Origin of the sequence: Streptomyces albireticuli (genome assembly GCF_002192455.1) — a bacterium.
Classification (GTDB): domain Bacteria; phylum Actinomycetota; class Actinomycetes; order Streptomycetales; family Streptomycetaceae; genus Streptomyces; species Streptomyces albireticuli_B.
Window position 1 is genome coordinate 3321758 of record NZ_CP021744.1, and the last position, 15579, is coordinate 3337336.

A 15579-nucleotide genomic window follows, 5' to 3' on the forward strand; every position below is an offset into this window, starting at 1 on the left:
ATCGGATTCGGACGCCGTACGACATGCTTCGGTCACTCTTCGGGCACCCTTCCGGCACCCTTTAGGCACCCTTTGACCTAGGACCGGCCTGGTCCTGAAGCCCGATGCGTCGGGGCTGGCCGGACGGCTAGCGTGCACAGCGTGTTGCAGACGACTTCGCCCCACGAGACCGCCATACCCCATGCTGAGGGGTGAGCGCCGACGACTTCCGTGCCGCCCTGGGCCGCCTCGCAGCGGGTGTGGTGCTGGTGACCGCCCACGACCCGGAGCACGGCCCGCGCGGTGAGGACGTCGGCATGACGGCGACCGCGTTCCTGTCCGTGTCCCTGGAGCCGCCGCTCGTGATGGTGAGCGTTCGCAACGACTCCCGGATGGACGACCTCCTGGAGCGGCAGCCCCTGTGGGCGGTCTCGGTGCTCTCCGAGAGCCAGCGGCACATCGCCGGACGTTTCGCCATGAAGGGCCGCATCAGCGACCGGCTGCTGTTCGAGGACATCCCGTACGAGCGGGGCGAGGCGGTCGGCGCGCCGCTGGTGCGGGGCGCGCTGGCGGTGCTGGAGTGCCGCACGGAGCAGCGGGTGCTCGCCGGGGACCACACGCTGGTGATCGGCCGGGTCCTGACGGCGACGGCGCCGAGCACGGAGGGCGGGCCGCTGACGTACTTCCGGGGGAAGTACCGGCGGCTGGGCTGACGGTTCCCGGACTGTCCGGCATATGGGGAGAATTCAGGAAAAGGGTGAGGTGAAAGGGCGAGGCAAGGGGAGCCCGCCCACGCGCGCCTTACCCCCAGTCCCGCCCCGACCTGCCCCGCTTCGTGTCGGCCCGCTGCTTCTTCTCCCTCAGCCGCCGCTCGTTGATCCCCCGGGGGATCTTCGTCGGCCGGCGGGGGCGCGGCGGCGGCGCCGTGGCCTCGGCGAGCAGCGCGGCCAGCCGGACGGCCGCGGTCTCGCGATTGCGCCACTGGGACCGGTGCTCCGACGCCCGTACGGTCACGACCCCGCCGACGAGCCGGCTCGCGAGCCGCTCCAGCGCCCGCTCCTTCCACACCTCGGGCAGCGCGCCCGTGGCCGCGAGGTCGAAGCGGAGCTCGACCTGGCTGTCGCTGGTGTTGACGTGCTGGCCGCCGGGGCCGGAGGAGCGCGAGAAACGCCACTGGAGCTCGGCCTCCGGCAGGGAGACCGAACCGCGGATGACGTAGGGACCGGACATGGCCCCATGATCCCGCGCCGGGACGCGGTGCGTCACCTCGTTTTGCGCCTCGTGTGCGGCCACCGCACATCAGGAATTGGCAAAGAAAGTAAAGCAGCGTGGAACCCTGGGTCCCCCTTGTGACGTTAGTCAGGGTGACGGTGGCCTCATGGCCGCGACGCACTCAGAAAGGGACCATCCCCATGGCTGTAAGCCTGTCCAAGGGCGGCAACGTCTCCCTCACCAAGGAGGCCCCGGGCCTGACGGCCGTCACGGTCGGCCTCGGCTGGGACGTCCGCACCACCACGGGCACGGACTTCGACCTCGACGCGAGCGCGATCGCCGTGAACCCCACGGGCAAGGTCTACTCCGACGCCCACTTCGTCTTCTTCAACAACAAGTCGACGCCGGACCAGTCCATCGTCCACACCGGTGACAACGTCACGGGCGCCGGCGAGGGCGACGACGAGCAGATCAACGTCAACCTGGCGGCCCTCCCGGCCGACGTCGAGAAGATCGTCTTCCCGGTCTCGATCTACGACGCCGTGACCCGCAGCCAGAACTTCGGCCAGGTCCGCAACGCCTACATCCGCATCCTCAACCAGGCCGGCGGCGCCGAGATCGCCCGCTACGACCTCAGCGAGGACGCCGCCACCGAGACCGCCATGGTCTTCGGCGAGCTGTACCGCAACGGCGCGGACTGGAAGTTCCGCGCCGTGGGCCAGGGCTACGCCTCGGGCCTGGTCGGCATCGCGCAGGACTTCGGCGTCAACGTCTGACGTACGGGGCCCGCGCCGCGAAAGTGAAGGAGGGGTGTCCCCGCTGCTGCGGGGGCACCCCTCGGCGTTTCCGGGCGGGACGTCCGCGGGCGAGGACGCCCGCGCCGGCTCCCTACTGCCTCGGGTAGTGCTTCAGGAAGAGCGAGGTGGCGGGGACATTCAAGCCATGGTTGACGCCCTGGCCGCCCGTGTAGGTCTTCGTCTCGTTACCCGCCCAGTCGGAGAGGGGCGTGCCCCCTTCCGCCAGGTGCTGGAAGGTGCTGGGGTCGGAGGACGACGAGCCGAACTGGAAGACACCGTCGGACATCGAGTACGGCCGATAAAGTTCGTACGCTCCGCCCTGTTTTGTCTGCTTGGTGAGGACGTTGTGGAAGAAGGTGTTCTGCGGGCCGGAGCTTCCGGACCATTTGACCGCCTTGTTCCCCGCACTCCAGTAGATCGGCCACCACGTTCCGGCGTCACCGCCACCGCCTTCGCCACCGCAGTTGACGGAGCAGCGGGAGGAGGCGTGTTCGTAGGGGACGTTCACCTTGTTGTTCTCGAAGAGGTTCCTGCGCTCCCAGCCGCCGTGCAGGTTGAGGTCGGAATCGAAGTCGTTCCCGATGGCCACGTTTCCGGAGGACGACCACTGGAAGGTGAAGTGCCGGAGGTTCCGGGTCGTGTTCGAGGCGTAGAGCGAGTCCCAGACACGGGAACCGCGCATATAGCCGTTTCCGCCCTTGCCCTTGTTCCAGGCACCGTCGAAGCGGTTGTTCTCGATCTGGAGGTTCTTGGCCACCTCGGTCACCACCGGATGGGAGCCGACCATGTCGCCACGGACCCCGCGCACCCATGAGTTCGCCGCCCATTTGAAGACGATGCCGTGCATCGCGTACTCGGGGGCGATGTTCCCGTAGTTGTGGACCGGGCAGTTCGGCTTCGATGCCTCGCACTGCGGGTCGGCCTGGTATCTGCCACCACCGAGCTTGGGCATCCCGTCGAGCTTCTGGGTGAAGGAGAAGTCCTCGAACCCGACATCGGTGATCATCTTGAGCGGCGTCACCTTGCTCGGGTAGGGCCCCTTGGTGCCGTCCTCCAGCGGCGGGGAACCATCGGAGGTGGAATTGACCGGCAGGTCGAATTCCAGCGGCTTGTCGATGGTGACGGTGCCTCCGGCGGCATCGACGGAGGAGATGTTGAAGACCTGCTGACGCATATGCAGGTTCTCCAGCCGGCCGGCGTTGGCGGCCGTGTCGATCTGCTGGCTCTGGTAGAACTTCAGGCTGTTCGCGGCGCCGACCCACAGGAAGCCGCCGGGCTTGAACACCGACATGTTCGTCCCCGCCTTCAGGCGGATCACCTTGTCGCCCTGGCGCGCGGAGTAGTTCGCGTCCGCCGAGGAGCCGCTCAGCTCCACACCGGACTCCCAGTGCTGATTGACCGACCCCTCGAAGATGTCCCGGCGGTTCTCCGGCACCTTCGAGATGTCACCGCACATCCTGAGGTGCTTGGCCGACACCTCCCGCGTCTGGACGCGGAACAGTCCGCGTCCGGGCCAGATCCACCCGCCCGTTCCGATGATCTCCCCCACCTTGCCGGGGCATTTGTAGGTCATCGAGCTCTGGTCCCACCGGGCACCCTTCTCGTCCAGGGTGTCGTACGCCGTGGCCGAATCCGGGCTGAACACCAGTCGGCTGGCGGCTCCCTGGCCTCGTATCACCAGGTACGAGGCGTCGACGGACAGCTGCTTGCTGACGTTGAGCTCCCCCGCGGGAAGCTCGATGACGGACAGCCTGCCGCGGTTCGCGCCCGGGGTGCAGTCGGTGCGGATGTGGTCGATGGCCTTCTGTAGGCCCGCCGTGTCGTCGGCGCCGTCATCGGGCGACACCCCGTACTTGCTCTTCAGGTCCGACGGGCTGATCCGGCAGCGCGGATCCTGGGTGCGGGCCGAGCTGCCCGGCAGCCGTTCGCCGCCCCGGTAGCCGGCCCCGCTCCAGTCCGGCAGTCCCCCGACCGGTCCCCGGCGGTTGCCCTTGGCGAAGACCTGGCTGGCGTCGTCGAGGGCGTCGGGGGAACCGCCGGGTCTGCCGGCGCACACGGAGGTCACCGGAGTGGTGTCGTCGAGTTCGGCCACCGCCTTGGACAGGCAGGCCGAGAGCGCCCGCTGCCCGTAGTAGTTCGGGTGGATGCCCTCCTGCTGGTGGCCCTGCGCCGGCCAGCCGACGTCCTTGGTCCCTTCGAACAGATAGGGCACCCAGCGCACCCACTCGGCGCGCTCCGCGGCGAGCGGCCGGGCCAGGGTGTGGGAGGAGTCCGCCTGCTGGGCGGCCTTCCCGCACAGTTCGTGCCCCGCGAAGGCCTTTTGCAGGTCCAGGAAGGAGACCTTCGCCTGGCCGGCCGCCTCGCTCAGCATGGTGCTGATCCGGGGGATCACCGAATCGCGGGCCCAGTCGGAGTCCTGGTCGAGGAACGGGCAGCCGCCGTCGGCGTAGCGCCCGAAGGGCTTGGCCGACTTCTCCGGGTAGCGGTAGTCACCGCTCGCGGGCAGCGGGTTCGGGTAGGACTGGAGCACGATCCGGTAGCTGTCGTCACCCTGTCCGGCGGCGCGCATGGTCGTGCGGATCGCGTCGAGGGACTTGATCACATTGGCCTTCGTCGTCCCCAGGCCCTCGGCGAAACCCTGCTCCTTCGCGGCACGGCATCCGTGGTTGTTCACGGACGGGTACAGGTAGGCCTTGGCGCACTCCTGGAGGATCTCGGCGAACTTCAGGTCGTTGCCGCCGATGGACAGGACGATCAGGCCGACCTCGTGGTTGCCGGCGATCTCCCGCAGGGCCTCGACCTGGGGCCGCTGGCCCTTGAACGGCTCCGAGGTGACATGGGCGGTGGTCGCCCCCGAACAGGCGATGTTGAACCGTTTGGCCCCGGGGAACCTCGCCAGCTCGGCGCCGTGGATCTCCGCGGAGTCCGAGCGGTCGCAGACATAGGAGGTGCCGGCGTAGACCCGCTCCGGGTCGTGGCCGCACTTGCTCTCGTCCGCGTTGCAGTCGAAGGCCGCGCGGTCCGTGCCCCAGGCCGAACCGTCGGCATAGCTGTTGGCGTTGCCCGCCCAGCGCCCGGCCTCGCCGGAGATGTAGCTGTCGCCCATCGAGACGACGGCCCCCGGATTACCGCACGTGCCGGGGGGTGCCGCGGCGAGGGAACGGGAGGCGCGTGCGAACTGCTGGTAGACGGTAGGGGCGCTCCAGTTCAGGTCGCACACGGGAACGGCCACGGGGGCGAATCTCACCGGCCAGTGGTCGGAGCCGCCGTTCTTGCTGTTCACCGAGACCGCGAGGTTCGTCAGCGGTTCGCTGGAGACCATGAAGTCCAGCGGGAAGCCGGACAGCTGCGTGGCGACGGGGTAACCGTCCGGCTGACCGTTCCCGCTGGCGTAGTAGGTGGCGGGCCAGCCCTGCCGGAATGTCCAGGCGTTGCTGTTGAAGTCTCCCAGCGCCCGCCACGGCTGACCGGCCATCTGCTGGTTGATGGTGTTGATCAGGGCGACGGAATGCGGATTGGGGGTGTCGCCGGAGCGGATCGACGCCGCGTGGATGTCGAAGTACCACGTGCCGCCGACCCGCACACCGAGCGCGGGGCGCGACCGGATCCACTTATTGGGGTTCGGGCCGCCGTCGACCGCGGTGATGACCTTGATGTCGTCGGGCCCGGCCAGCGGATTTCTCAGCCAGACCGCCATGGACTTCGCCGAATTCCGCTGCGCGTCCGGATCGACTTCGTCGTCGTCGGCGCCCCCGCTGCCCCAGTACTCCTTGTCCAGGATGTTCAGGTACACCAGGGTCCCCTTCCTCCTGGGCTCCCCTGGCTCACCCCGGCCCGCATCGCCCCAGCCCCCGATGGAAAGCGCGTATTTCAGGCTGGGAAGGCCGGTCGCGGTCTTCGCGGCGTCGCCGCGATTGTTCAGAAGCTCGTGCGCCTCATAGCCCCTGGGCGGGGTGTTGACCTCCTGGAGCGCCAGGACGTCGGACTCCTTGGTGAGGGCGGACTGGATGTGATCCCATCGCGTGCCGCCCTGTGCGTTGAACGTGAGGGCTCTCGTCGTGACGTCGGCGACGGCATGGGCCTGAGCGGGCGTCAGCAGCACGGCGGCGGAGGCGAGCAGCACCAGACAGAGTGCCTGCGCCATCACCCCCGCCCACTGCGGTTGTCCTCTACGTGGCGGTCTGTGCCACTGTCCGCGGCGGGAGACCGCCGCTGATATCGGTATGGACAAGTGCCCGACTCCTCTTGGGTCTGGTCGCGCGCGCGATATTAAAAAATACTTAAAGTGTGGATAAAGTAGCAGCTTGCGCACGCCGCCCGGAGTGACCTGCCGAGGAAGCGGATCGCCTCCCGTCCAGGGCACCTCGGCCCCTTCCTCACCTAGGGCGCTTCGGACCCCTCGGTCCCGCTCTCCGGCGCCTCCCCCACCTGCTGCCGGAGACCCGCCCCCGCGGACCGCCTGATCTCGTCGAGCAGCCGGTGCACGCGCACGCCCTCCTCGAACCCGGGCGTCGTCCGCGCGCCCGTACGCAGGTCCGAGGCGATACGCCCGTACATCTGCGCCACGTTGAACCCCTCGGCCCCGAGCGGCATCCCCGCCGCCCACCGGTGCCGCCGCGGAACGGGCATCTCCCGCTGCGCGCTGTCCACCACTTGGCTGCCGAGCAGCCGCAGTTCACCTGTCCGGACGCCCGCCGCGCTGTTCGGCCCGACGGAGACGAGGGCCAGGTCACCCCGCGTACCGGAGATCTCCAACCGGGTGCGGGCCTCGGAGACCTTCGCGCCGTGGATGTGGGCCGACACGACCACGCCGTCGGCGAGCGTCCCGTTCAGGAGCAGGTGGTCGGGGCTGGTCACCTCCACCGTGGCGCCGGTCCCGGCGACGGTACGGACCGGTGTCCGCACCGACAGGCCGGCGGACAGCTCGGTGAAGTCGCCGAGTACGTACTGGAGCGCGTCGAGGGTGTGCCCGCCCGCGACCTCCAGGAGTCCGGCGCCGTTGCGCCGGTCGAGGGTGTACGCCGCCCAGGCCGGGACCTGTCCCGCCGCGCCGGTGCCGAGCGCCGAGTAGACGGTCGCCGAAGTCACCCGCCCCACGTAACCGTCGGCGATCAGCTCGCGCGCACGGCCGATCGCGGGGGCGTACCGCGCCTGGAGCCCGATCGTGTGATGGACGCCCGCCTCGCGCGCGGACTCCGCGAGCGCGACGGCCTCCTCGGTCGTACGGCCCAGGGGCCACTCGCAGTGGACGTGCTTGCCGGCGGCGAGCGCGGCCCGGACCGGTTCGGCGTGGGCGGGCACCTCGACGGTGACGGCGACGAGATCCACGTCGGGGTGTTCGGCGAGCTGTCGCGCGTCATCGAACGCGTGCGCGGCGCCGAACCGGTGCGCCGCCGCGCGGGCGCTCTCCGGGCTCCTGGCGGCGACCGCGCTGATCTCGAAGTCCGGTAACGCCCGCAGGGCCGGCAGGTGCGCTCGTAGCGCCCAGCCCCGCTCCGCGTCGGCACCGATGATGCCCACGCGTATCTTCTTGGCTTCCATTGCCCCTCATCCCCCTCCCCCAACAAGCGGACAGGTCTTGTCCGTTTGGGTACCGGCTCACCCTAGCTAAGCGGACAAGATCGGTCCAGATGTTGGGTAGGGTCGTTCCATGACCCCACCCGGCGACGCCGCCGACCACTTGCTCGATCGCCTGCCCGACCACTTGCTCGTAGACGCCTCCGGGCGCGTCCCTCGCGCCGACGCCCGCCGCAACGCCGAACGGCTCGTCTCGGCGGCCCGGGTGGCCGTCGCGGAGGTCGGCGTGAGCGTCTCCGCACACGAGATCGCCCGCCGCGCGGGCGTCGGCGTCGGCACGTTCTACCGGCGGGTCCCGTCCCTGGAGGCGCTGCTCCGCACGGTGCTCGACGAGGTGCTCGACGACATCCTGACCGTGGGCGACCGGGCCCTGGAGGACCCGGACCCCTGGAGCGGCCTGGCCACGTTCGCCACCGCGTACGTGGGCCTGCGCACGGAGAGCTGCGGCATCGGCGAGGCCCTGGGCGGAGCGTGCGGCGACGCCCTCGCCCCGCGCCTGGCGGAGCTCCGGGAGCTCGTCCGGCGCCTGGTCGAACGCGCCCAGGAGGCCGGGGCCATGCGGGCGGACGTGCCGTGGCAGGACGTCCCGTTCCTCCTCGCGGCGGCGTCGACGAGCGCCCGTACGCTGGACATCCGGGCGGGCGACCGGCAGTGGGAGCGGAACCTTCGGGTGGTGCTGGACGGGCTGCGGTCGCGTCAGGCGGGGCCGCTGCCGGGACCGCTGCCGGGGAGGGCACCGGAGGCCGACAGGACCGGCGGCCCGGCTTCCGGCAGCTGAAGCCAAGCTCGCCGCAGGGACCCCGCGGCCTCCCGCGCCTCGGCCGCCTCCCGGCGGCAGTCCCGGCACCTGGTCTCGTCCGCCACCGGCCGGAACACCCGCGCGCAGCCGCCCGCGCAGTTCCGCAGCGGCTGCGGGGCGGGCGGCGGCGCGGTCGCCTGAGCGGCGAAGGACGCGACGTCCGGCATCTTGCGGATCAGGCGGTTCCTGATCAGGGCCACGGGTGAGTGCACGCGGTCGGGAAGCCCGTCCGTGAGGGCTTCGCGCAGGTCCTTGACCGTGGCGCCGCGCAGGAGCCATTCCCCGGCGAGGGCGGCGAGTTGCTGCACGTCACGTCCGGTGAGCCGGAGCCTGCGGTCGCGGTGGGACACGGACGCGATCACCAGGCCGCCGCGTTCGATCAGGGGGTGCCGGACGCCGTCCGTCGCCGTCACCGCCGGCTCCGGGGAGGGCTGGGAGGGAGGGTTTTCCGTGTTCTCCTGAGTGTTGTGTGGGTGATGACCGACGGACGGAGGTGTCGGCTGACCGACGGCCGGTACGTCGACCGCCGGGCGGACCCCGTCCCGTAAGCACAGGGCTTCCTCGGCGGACAGCGGCACGTTCGACACCAACTGCGTCGTCGCCCACCGGCCGCGCGCGCTCTGACGGCGCCACTCGTGTACGTAGCCCTCCGCGATCAGCTCCCGCTTGGCGCGGATGAAGGCGTTCTTGATACCTGCCTGGGCCGCCGTCTCCGACAAAGAGGTGTCGGCGTCACCCGGCAGCGACAACTGCCAGGTGAGGAGACGAACGGCCGCCGCCGACAGGCGTGGGTGGCGAAGGATGTCGTTGGGAACTTGGGAGAAGAATCGCTCGGGGGCGATAACATGCCGAAGCATCTCGGGGGACTCCTTGGGCCCTCGCGGTGAAGGCCCCCGACCGGTGGTTGCACACCGTCGGGGGCCGCCTTCGTTTCGCAACGAGGCAGCAGACTCCAGGCCACCGTATCGCGAGCGAGCGAGGCCCTGCGGTACACGAAACCCGTACCTATGTACGAAGTTGTAGCCGCCGACCGACCACACTCCCGGACCCTGCCGTTCGCCACCCGAAAATCTTTCCGGGATTTCTGTTATCCGCTTCCGGCCCCCGCGTCTCCTGAGTGACAGCCCAATGCTCGGCAGATTCGAACCGGAACCGGAAGTGATCCTCGTGAACCATGAGCCCACGACCTCGACGCCCGACCGCTCGCGCCGCCGGAGCAAGCGGCCCCGCCGGGCGGCCGTGGTGACCGGAGCGGTCGCCCTCATAGCCATCGCGGGCGGTGGCTACGGCGTGGCCCAGTCCCTGGGCGGCGGCGGTGGCGAGTCCGACCGGGCCGCCGGGTCCACCTCCGTCCAGGCCGCGGACCGGGCACCGGGACAGCCCGGCGTGCCGACGCCCGACGGGTCGGCCCCGGCGTCGGCCGCGCCGAGCAGCGCCTCACCGAGCGCGAGCAAGGCCGCGGACAAGAAGCCCGGCGAGAAGGCGTCCGACAAGCCGGCGAAGACGGACGGAAAGTCCGACGGCAAGGCCGGGGGCGATGCGGGGACCGACGCGAAGTCGAAGTCCGACACGACCTCCGACACCACCACGACCGGCTCCGCCTCCAAGGCCGACACCCCCGCCGGCACCAAGCCCGCCCGTAAGGCCCCCGCTGCGGCCGCCCCCGCCGGCGGTGGCGGCGGCAAGAACGGCTCGCACGTCCAGCAGGTGGTGGACATGGTCAACGCCGAGCGCGCCAAGCACGGCTGCTCGGCCGTAACGGTCAACGCGAAGCTCACGGCGGCCGCGCAGGGCCACTCCGACGACATGGCCGCCCGCGACTACTACGCCCACACCAGCCCCGAGGGCAAGGGCCCCGGCGACCGCATCACGGCGGCTGGATACCGCTGGAGCACGTACGGCGAGAACATCTTCAAGAGCCCCAAGGACGCCCGCACGGCGATGGACGGCTGGATGAAGAGCCAGGGCCACCGCGACAACATCCTCAACTGCTCGTTCAAGGAGATCGGCGTGGGCGTCAACTTCAGCGCCAACGGTCCCTGGTGGACGCAGAACTTCGGCGCGTCTTCCTGACGCGACGCCCAGACCCGGGGAGCGGGCAAGCGCCCCTCCCCGCCCACTGCGGCACCCGGGGCCCCGACCCGTTCGGGCGTACTGCGGTCACCAAAGCAGTGCGTCCGCACGACACCGGCGCTAAACTCATGTCCGCCTGGCCGCGCAGTCGGCCGGGTGTACGGGCTCCCGGCCCGGCCAAGTTTTACCGGTAGCCCGCACGAAGGCGGCCCCCGCCACGGACCCGACCGTCCGCAACGAGGGCCTCGGAGGATGCTTGGGCCGGAGGCTAGCTTTCCTAGCCTCCGGTCAGCGCCGTCGCATCCACCTCCACAGTTCTCGGATCACCGCAGCGATCCGTTCCCGCAGAGGCTTTTTCCGGTGGCGACCCACCATAGGGGCGCCCCCCTTTCAGCGCGCGGTCAAGGCCGGTGACCGCTCCGGAGGAACCCGGTGCCCGGGCCCTCCGCGAACCCGACAACCGTCGTCGGCTCCTCCTCGAAGGGGGGCGCCCACGAAGGGGCGCCACCACGAACACTATCGGCGTCGTAGTCCAACTCGGGTCGCATGCAGGGAAATCACTCAACGAGGTGACGCAGCATCACCACAGCCTCGACTCTGCCGACCCGACCCATTCCGATGGCGAAAACCTGCCGTCGGCAAGCAGCCCCGCGTCAGGACGGCCTCCAGGGCAGCGACAAAGTCGGCCCACGCGCGGGCGGGCAAGCGAACGACTGCACTGTCCTCCTCCGACGCCACTGGCGCAGCGTCCACCACGCGTGACAAGAAAGCCCTGGCGCGCCCGGCACGGGACCCCGTACGGGCGCGTAACCACGGGCTCAGCAGCGGAGTTGGGCATGCACGGGGCGGGTACACAGTTACCCAAGGAGGGGAACCCGTGGAGACAGGACACACGCACCATGGACGACGGCAACGGCGACTCGCTCGAACGGATCCTCGCCGCGGCGATCGGCGACAGGGACCACGAGCACGAGCGATGCCCGGAGTGCAGTCATCCGCTCCATGTCGTCGTCGCGGCGGAGAGCCCCGGGGACGCCACTTCACCGGTGATCGTCCGCGGGGTCTGCCCGAACTGCCCGAGAGGGCTGGGCGCGGGCGGCTGATACGGCCGCTCGCGATACCCCCGCTCGCGATGGCCTGCCCGAACTGCCAGAACATGATGCAGTCGATGGGCAACGGTGTGTACAAGTGCTGGAACTGCGGATACACGAGCACCGGCTGACCCACCCCTCGCGCCCTCCGGCCCCCGCGCGCCGTCCGAGGGCTCCCGCGCGCCGTCCGCCGAAGGTGCGGTCCCGCCGGAATGCGGAGATGCTGGGTGCGTCAGCGTTCCGTGAGGAGGACTGTTATGTCCATGCTCGACAAGCTCAAGGGTCTGATCAAGGGGCACCCCGACCAGGCCCGCCAAGGCGTCGAGAAGGCCGGTGACGCCTTCGACGCCAAGACGCAGAACAAGTACCAGAGCCAGGTCGACACTGCCCAGCAGAAGATCAACGAACAGCTCGGTACGCAGGAGAGGCCCGGCGGCGAGCAGCGCCCTCCGCAGCCCTAGCCCGGCGGGCCCGAGCGCAAGGCCCACCGGCGCTCAGGCCCGGGTCTCACCAGAGCCGGTCGATCTCGCCCGGATACAGCTCGACGCGGCTGTGCCGGAAGGCACCCGCGTCGCGCTTCGCCCGCTCCGTGAAGAAGCCGGCCATCGTGACCTTGTCGAAGCCGGGCCCGTCGCTGGGGAACGGATCGCGCGGGGTGCCGCCGACCAGGACGGCGCCCTCCAGGACGTCCCAGCCGGCCCGCTCGTAGAAGCCCCGCAGTGGGCGGTCGCACGTGAAGAGGCCCAGGTCGGCGCCGCTCTCCCCGATCGCCTCACGAGCGGCGGCCACGAGCCGCCGGCCGTACCCCCTGCCTTGGTGCGCCGCGTCCGTGACGACGGCGCTCAGCCCGGCCGCCCGGTACCGCCGCCCGCCGTGGGCGATCCGCTTGGTGAGGATGTCGAGCGCGGCCGGCACGTCGCCCTCCGGTGAGACCAGGAGCATGGTGACGGGCCGCAGCGCGGGGTCGTGCGGCCCCGCGCCCGGCCATGTCTGCTCCCGCAGGGCGTCGGCGCGGGTGCGCAGCTCCGCCGGTACGTCCTCCTCGGCGAAGGTCAAGATCCGCACTGTTCCCCTTCGCGCCCGCGCCCGGACGGGGGCACAGCCCCCGTTACGTTCCGCGCAGACTAACCGAGCGCCGCGACACCCGCCTGGGCGAACTTCTCGTCCAGGTCGCCGCTGGGCGCGCCCGCGACGCCGATGCCCGCGACGGGACCGCCCTGCGCCTGCACCGGCGCGCCACCCGGGAGGAAGAGGGTGCCCGGGATGTCCTTGAGGTTCGGGGCGCTCTGGAGGCGCTTGACCAGCTCCGAGGTGGGGGCGTTCCAGGAGACGGCCGTGTAGCCCTTCCGGACGGCGGACTCGTACGACTGCGGGCCCGCGCCGTCGCCGCGCAGGGTCACCAGGGTGTTGCCGTTGCGGTCGACCACGGCGACGGTGACCTTCTGGCCCTCCTTCTTCGCCGCGGCCAGGGCGCCCTGCGCCGCCTTCGTGGCCGCGTCCAGCGTCAGGTGGGTGGACTGCGTGAGGTGCTTGCCCTGCGCGGTGGCGCCGGCCTTGGCCGCGGCCGGGGCGGCCGGGGCGGCGACGGCCACCGCGCCGAACGTGCCGGCCGCGGCCACGGCCACGGCGGCGCCGCCGGTGATCAGCCGGGCACGGGTGGACAGCTTCCGCTTCTTCGCGGTCGCGGCGGTCGTCACGTCGTGCGCGGTCGGCGTGTTCGTCATGGCGGGCTCCCTGTGGCTGTGGATGTGGCTGTGACCATGGATGCGGAGGCAGCCGTAGCTGTGGCCGAGGCGGCCGTCGCTGTGGCCGAGGCGGCCGTCGCTGTGGCCGAGGCGGCCGTCGCGGTGGCCGGCGGATCGGACCGGGCTCCTCCGGGTCGTCCCGGGGCGCCGGCCCGCCCTTCCATCCTTGGCCCGGCCCCTCCCCCCGGGCATCGGCGTCCCGGCTGCTCCCCCGTGGCCCGTCGTCGGACCCGGGGGTCGACCGATCGGATGATGCGGGCGAGGCCCGCGCGGGTTAGAACGGTCTGGACCCCATCCCTCCGGCGAGGAGCACCGTGCGCCACCCCGAACCAGACGTCGCCGCCGACCCCGACGGACGTCGCTTCGGCGCGGTCATGCACGCCGCGTTCTTCCTCCTCCTCGGTGCCTCCTTCGCCCGCTTCCTCATCCGTCACCCCGGCGAGCCCCGCACCCCCTGGATCGTCGCGCTCAGCGTCACGCTGGCTCTCCTGCACGTCCTGGGCGCCGTGCGGCCCCTCACCCGGTCCCGGCAGCGGCTGTGGCTGGGGGCGGTCGTCGCGGTGTGGGCGGTGCTGGTGGTGCTCGCGCCGAGCTTCGCTTGGTGCGCGGTGCCGCTGTTCTTCACGGGCCTGCGCACCCTGCCCACCCGGGCCGCGCTGGCCCTGGTCGTCTTCCTCACCACCCTCGTGGTCGGGGCGCAGCTGCGGCTCGCCGACGGCTTCGACCCCAACCTGGTGCTCGCGCCGCCCGCCGTCGCGGCGATCGCCACCGCCGTGCTCGTCCGCACCCAGCGGCAGTCGGCGCGGCAGCGGTCGCTGATCCAGGACCTGCTGCGGACCCGGCGCGAACTGGCCGCCACCGAGCGGCGCGAGGGCGCGCTCGCCGAGCGGCAGCGGCTGTCGATGGAGATCCACGACACGCTCGCGCAGGGGCTGTCCAGCCAGCGGATGCTGTTGCAGGCGGCGGACCGGACCTGGGAATCCGACCCGGAGGCCGCGCGCCGCCACGTCCGTACGGCGGCGGAGGTCGCGGCGCGTGGGCTGGCCGAGGCGCGGCGGTTCGTGCACGACCTGGCGCCACCGCAGTTCGACGGCGGGCTGGGCCTGGAGGACGCGCTCCGGGAGCTCGCCACGGAGCGCGGCGAAGGGGCCGGGGCCGCCCCCGAGGTGCGGTTCCACGTCGACGGCGCGCCCGTGCCGCTGCCGGAGCGGGTGCGGTCGGCGCTGCTGCGGATCGCGCAGGGCGCCCTGGCGAACGTACGGGAGCACGCCGGCGCGACCACGGCGGCGGTCACTCTCAGCTATCTGGGTGACCAGGTGGTCCTGGACATCGCCGACGACGGGCGGGGGTTCGACCCCGCCGCGCCCGCGCGGGCCGCCGGGGAGCGTGGGCACGGGCTGCCCGCGATGCGGGCCCGGGTGCGCCAGCTCGGCGGAACGCTCACGGTGGAGTCCGCCCCCGGTGAGGGCACGGTCCTGTCCGCGGCCGTACCGCTCGCCTCGTCTTTGGAGACGTCATGAATCAGCCTGGCCTTCCGGGTTCCCCCACACCCCCGGAACCCTCCACTCCGGTGCGCGTCCTGCTCTGCGACGACCACGCCGTCGTACGGGCCGGCCTGCGCGCGCTGCTGGCCAGCGCGCCCGGTGTCGAGGTGGTCGGCGAGGCCGGCGACGGCGCGGAGGCCGTGGCGCTGGCGGCCCGGCTGCGGCCCGCCGTCGTGCTGATGGACCTCCAGCTCGGGGCCGGGATGGACGGCATCGAGGCGACCCGGCGGATCGTCGCCGACGCGGCCGGACGGAGTGGTTCCGCGGGGCCGTACGTCCTGGTGCTGACGACGTACGACACGGACGCCGACATCACGCGCGCGATCGAGGCGGGCGCAACGGGCTATCTGCTGAAGGCGGAACGGCCCGAGGAGCTCTTCTCGGCCATCCAGGCGGCTGCCGAAGGACGGACGGCGCTGTCGCCGCCGGTGGCCGGGAAGGTGATGGCCCGGATGAGAGGGGCCGTTCGGCCCTCCCTGACGGAGCGCGAGCGTGACATCCTCGGGCAGCTCGCGCGGGGGCTCGGGAACCGTGAGATCGCCCGCGCGTTGTTCATCAGCGAGGCCACCGTGAAGACTCATTTGGGGCGCATCTACGACAAGTTGGGGGTCGACACCCGCTCGGGCGCGGTCGCCGTGGCGAAGGAGCAGCGCCTGCTGCCCTGAGCGGACGCGGTGACCGACCGGCAGGAGAGGCGGACACGGCGCGGGCAGGGAGCGCACAGGACGCGAGCAGGGCCCGGGCAGGACGCGATCGGGGCGC

Annotated in this window: 14 protein-coding genes; 8 read left to right on the top strand and 6 right to left on the bottom strand. The window is 71.3% G+C overall.

From position 1 onward, the window contains the following. The first annotated feature begins 191 nt into the window (after positions 1–191). Positions 192–692, top strand: coding sequence for a flavin reductase family protein (locus SMD11_RS13990; protein WP_087926789.1), 501 nt, complete (start codon positions 192–194; stop codon positions 690–692). Between the two features lie 88 nt (positions 693–780). Here SMD11_RS13990 and arfB read toward each other — a convergent pair whose 3' ends face one another. Beyond that, the gene (gene arfB / locus SMD11_RS13995) at positions 781–1209 is read right to left on the bottom strand and encodes an alternative ribosome rescue aminoacyl-tRNA hydrolase ArfB (RefSeq protein WP_087926790.1); all 429 of its coding nucleotides are present in this window, start codon (positions 1207–1209) and stop codon (positions 781–783) included. Between the two features lie 182 nt (positions 1210–1391). Between arfB and SMD11_RS14000 the strand changes: the two genes are divergently transcribed. Continuing rightward, the gene (locus SMD11_RS14000) at positions 1392–1967 is read left to right on the top strand and encodes a TerD family protein (protein ID WP_087926791.1); all 576 of its coding nucleotides are present in this window, start codon (positions 1392–1394) and stop codon (positions 1965–1967) included. A 112-nt stretch (positions 1968–2079) separates the two neighbouring features. Here the strand turns inward: SMD11_RS14000 and SMD11_RS14005 are convergent, their stop codons facing one another. Continuing rightward, positions 2080–6132, bottom strand: coding sequence for a GDSL-type esterase/lipase family protein (locus SMD11_RS14005; protein WP_087926792.1), 4053 nt, complete (start codon positions 6130–6132; stop codon positions 2080–2082). Between the two features lie 236 nt (positions 6133–6368). Beyond that, positions 6369–7529, bottom strand: a complete 1161-nt coding sequence (locus SMD11_RS14010) for a Gfo/Idh/MocA family protein (RefSeq protein ID WP_087926793.1) — start codon at positions 7527–7529, stop codon at positions 6369–6371. A gap of 109 nt (positions 7530–7638) precedes the next feature. Between SMD11_RS14010 and SMD11_RS14015 the strand changes: the two genes are divergently transcribed. Next, positions 7639–8343, top strand: a complete 705-nt coding sequence (locus tag SMD11_RS14015; RefSeq protein WP_087926794.1) for a TetR/AcrR family transcriptional regulator — start codon at positions 7639–7641, stop codon at positions 8341–8343. Here SMD11_RS14015 and SMD11_RS14020 read toward each other — a convergent pair. Continuing rightward, positions 8262–9221 (bottom strand): hypothetical protein, encoded by a 960-nt coding sequence (locus SMD11_RS14020; RefSeq protein WP_159395299.1) that lies wholly within the window; start codon positions 9219–9221, stop codon positions 8262–8264. The two genes, SMD11_RS14015 and SMD11_RS14020, sit on opposite strands and share 82 nt — an antisense overlap. A gap of 310 nt (positions 9222–9531) precedes the next feature. Here SMD11_RS14020 and SMD11_RS14025 point away from each other — a divergent pair, with 310 nt between their 5' ends. The 3 genes from SMD11_RS14025 to SMD11_RS14035 all read left to right on the top strand — a co-directional run bounded on the left by SMD11_RS14025 (position 9532) and on the right by SMD11_RS14035 (position 11989). After that, positions 9532–10437 (top strand): CAP domain-containing protein, encoded by a 906-nt coding sequence (locus tag SMD11_RS14025; RefSeq protein ID WP_234366031.1) that lies wholly within the window; start codon positions 9532–9534, stop codon positions 10435–10437. A gap of 899 nt (positions 10438–11336) precedes the next feature. Next, entirely contained in the window at positions 11337–11540 is a 204-nt protein-coding gene (locus tag SMD11_RS14030) for a hypothetical protein (RefSeq protein ID WP_087926797.1), read from the top strand. Positions 11541–11785: 245 nt separating this feature from the next. Then, positions 11786–11989: an antitoxin gene (locus SMD11_RS14035; protein WP_087926798.1), complete on the top strand. Its 204-nt coding sequence runs from the start codon at positions 11786–11788 to the stop codon at positions 11987–11989. Positions 11990–12035: 46 nt separating this feature from the next. Here SMD11_RS14035 and SMD11_RS14040 read toward each other — a convergent pair whose 3' ends face one another. Beyond that, entirely contained in the window at positions 12036–12593 is a 558-nt protein-coding gene (locus SMD11_RS14040) for a GNAT family N-acetyltransferase (RefSeq protein WP_087926799.1), read from the bottom strand. A 59-nt stretch (positions 12594–12652) separates the two neighbouring features. Next, complete coding sequence (locus SMD11_RS14045) at positions 12653–13252, bottom strand: GlcG/HbpS family heme-binding protein (RefSeq protein WP_087926800.1); 600 nt, start codon at positions 13250–13252, stop codon at positions 12653–12655. A gap of 395 nt (positions 13253–13647) precedes the next feature. On the opposite strand from SMD11_RS14045, the gene SMD11_RS14050 reads away from it, so the two are divergent. Both SMD11_RS14050 and SMD11_RS14055 read left to right on the top strand, forming a co-directional pair. Next, on the top strand, positions 13648–14793 hold the full coding sequence (locus SMD11_RS14050) for a sensor histidine kinase (RefSeq protein WP_087930492.1): 1146 nt from the start codon (positions 13648–13650) through the stop codon (positions 14791–14793). Further along, positions 14790–15482 carry a response regulator gene (locus SMD11_RS14055; RefSeq protein WP_087926801.1) on the top strand — a complete coding sequence of 231 codons (693 nt, stop codon included), beginning with the start codon at positions 14790–14792 and terminating at the stop codon, positions 15480–15482. The genes SMD11_RS14050 and SMD11_RS14055 overlap by 4 nt, the downstream gene beginning before the upstream one ends. The last annotated feature ends 97 nt before the right edge of the window (positions 15483–15579 follow it).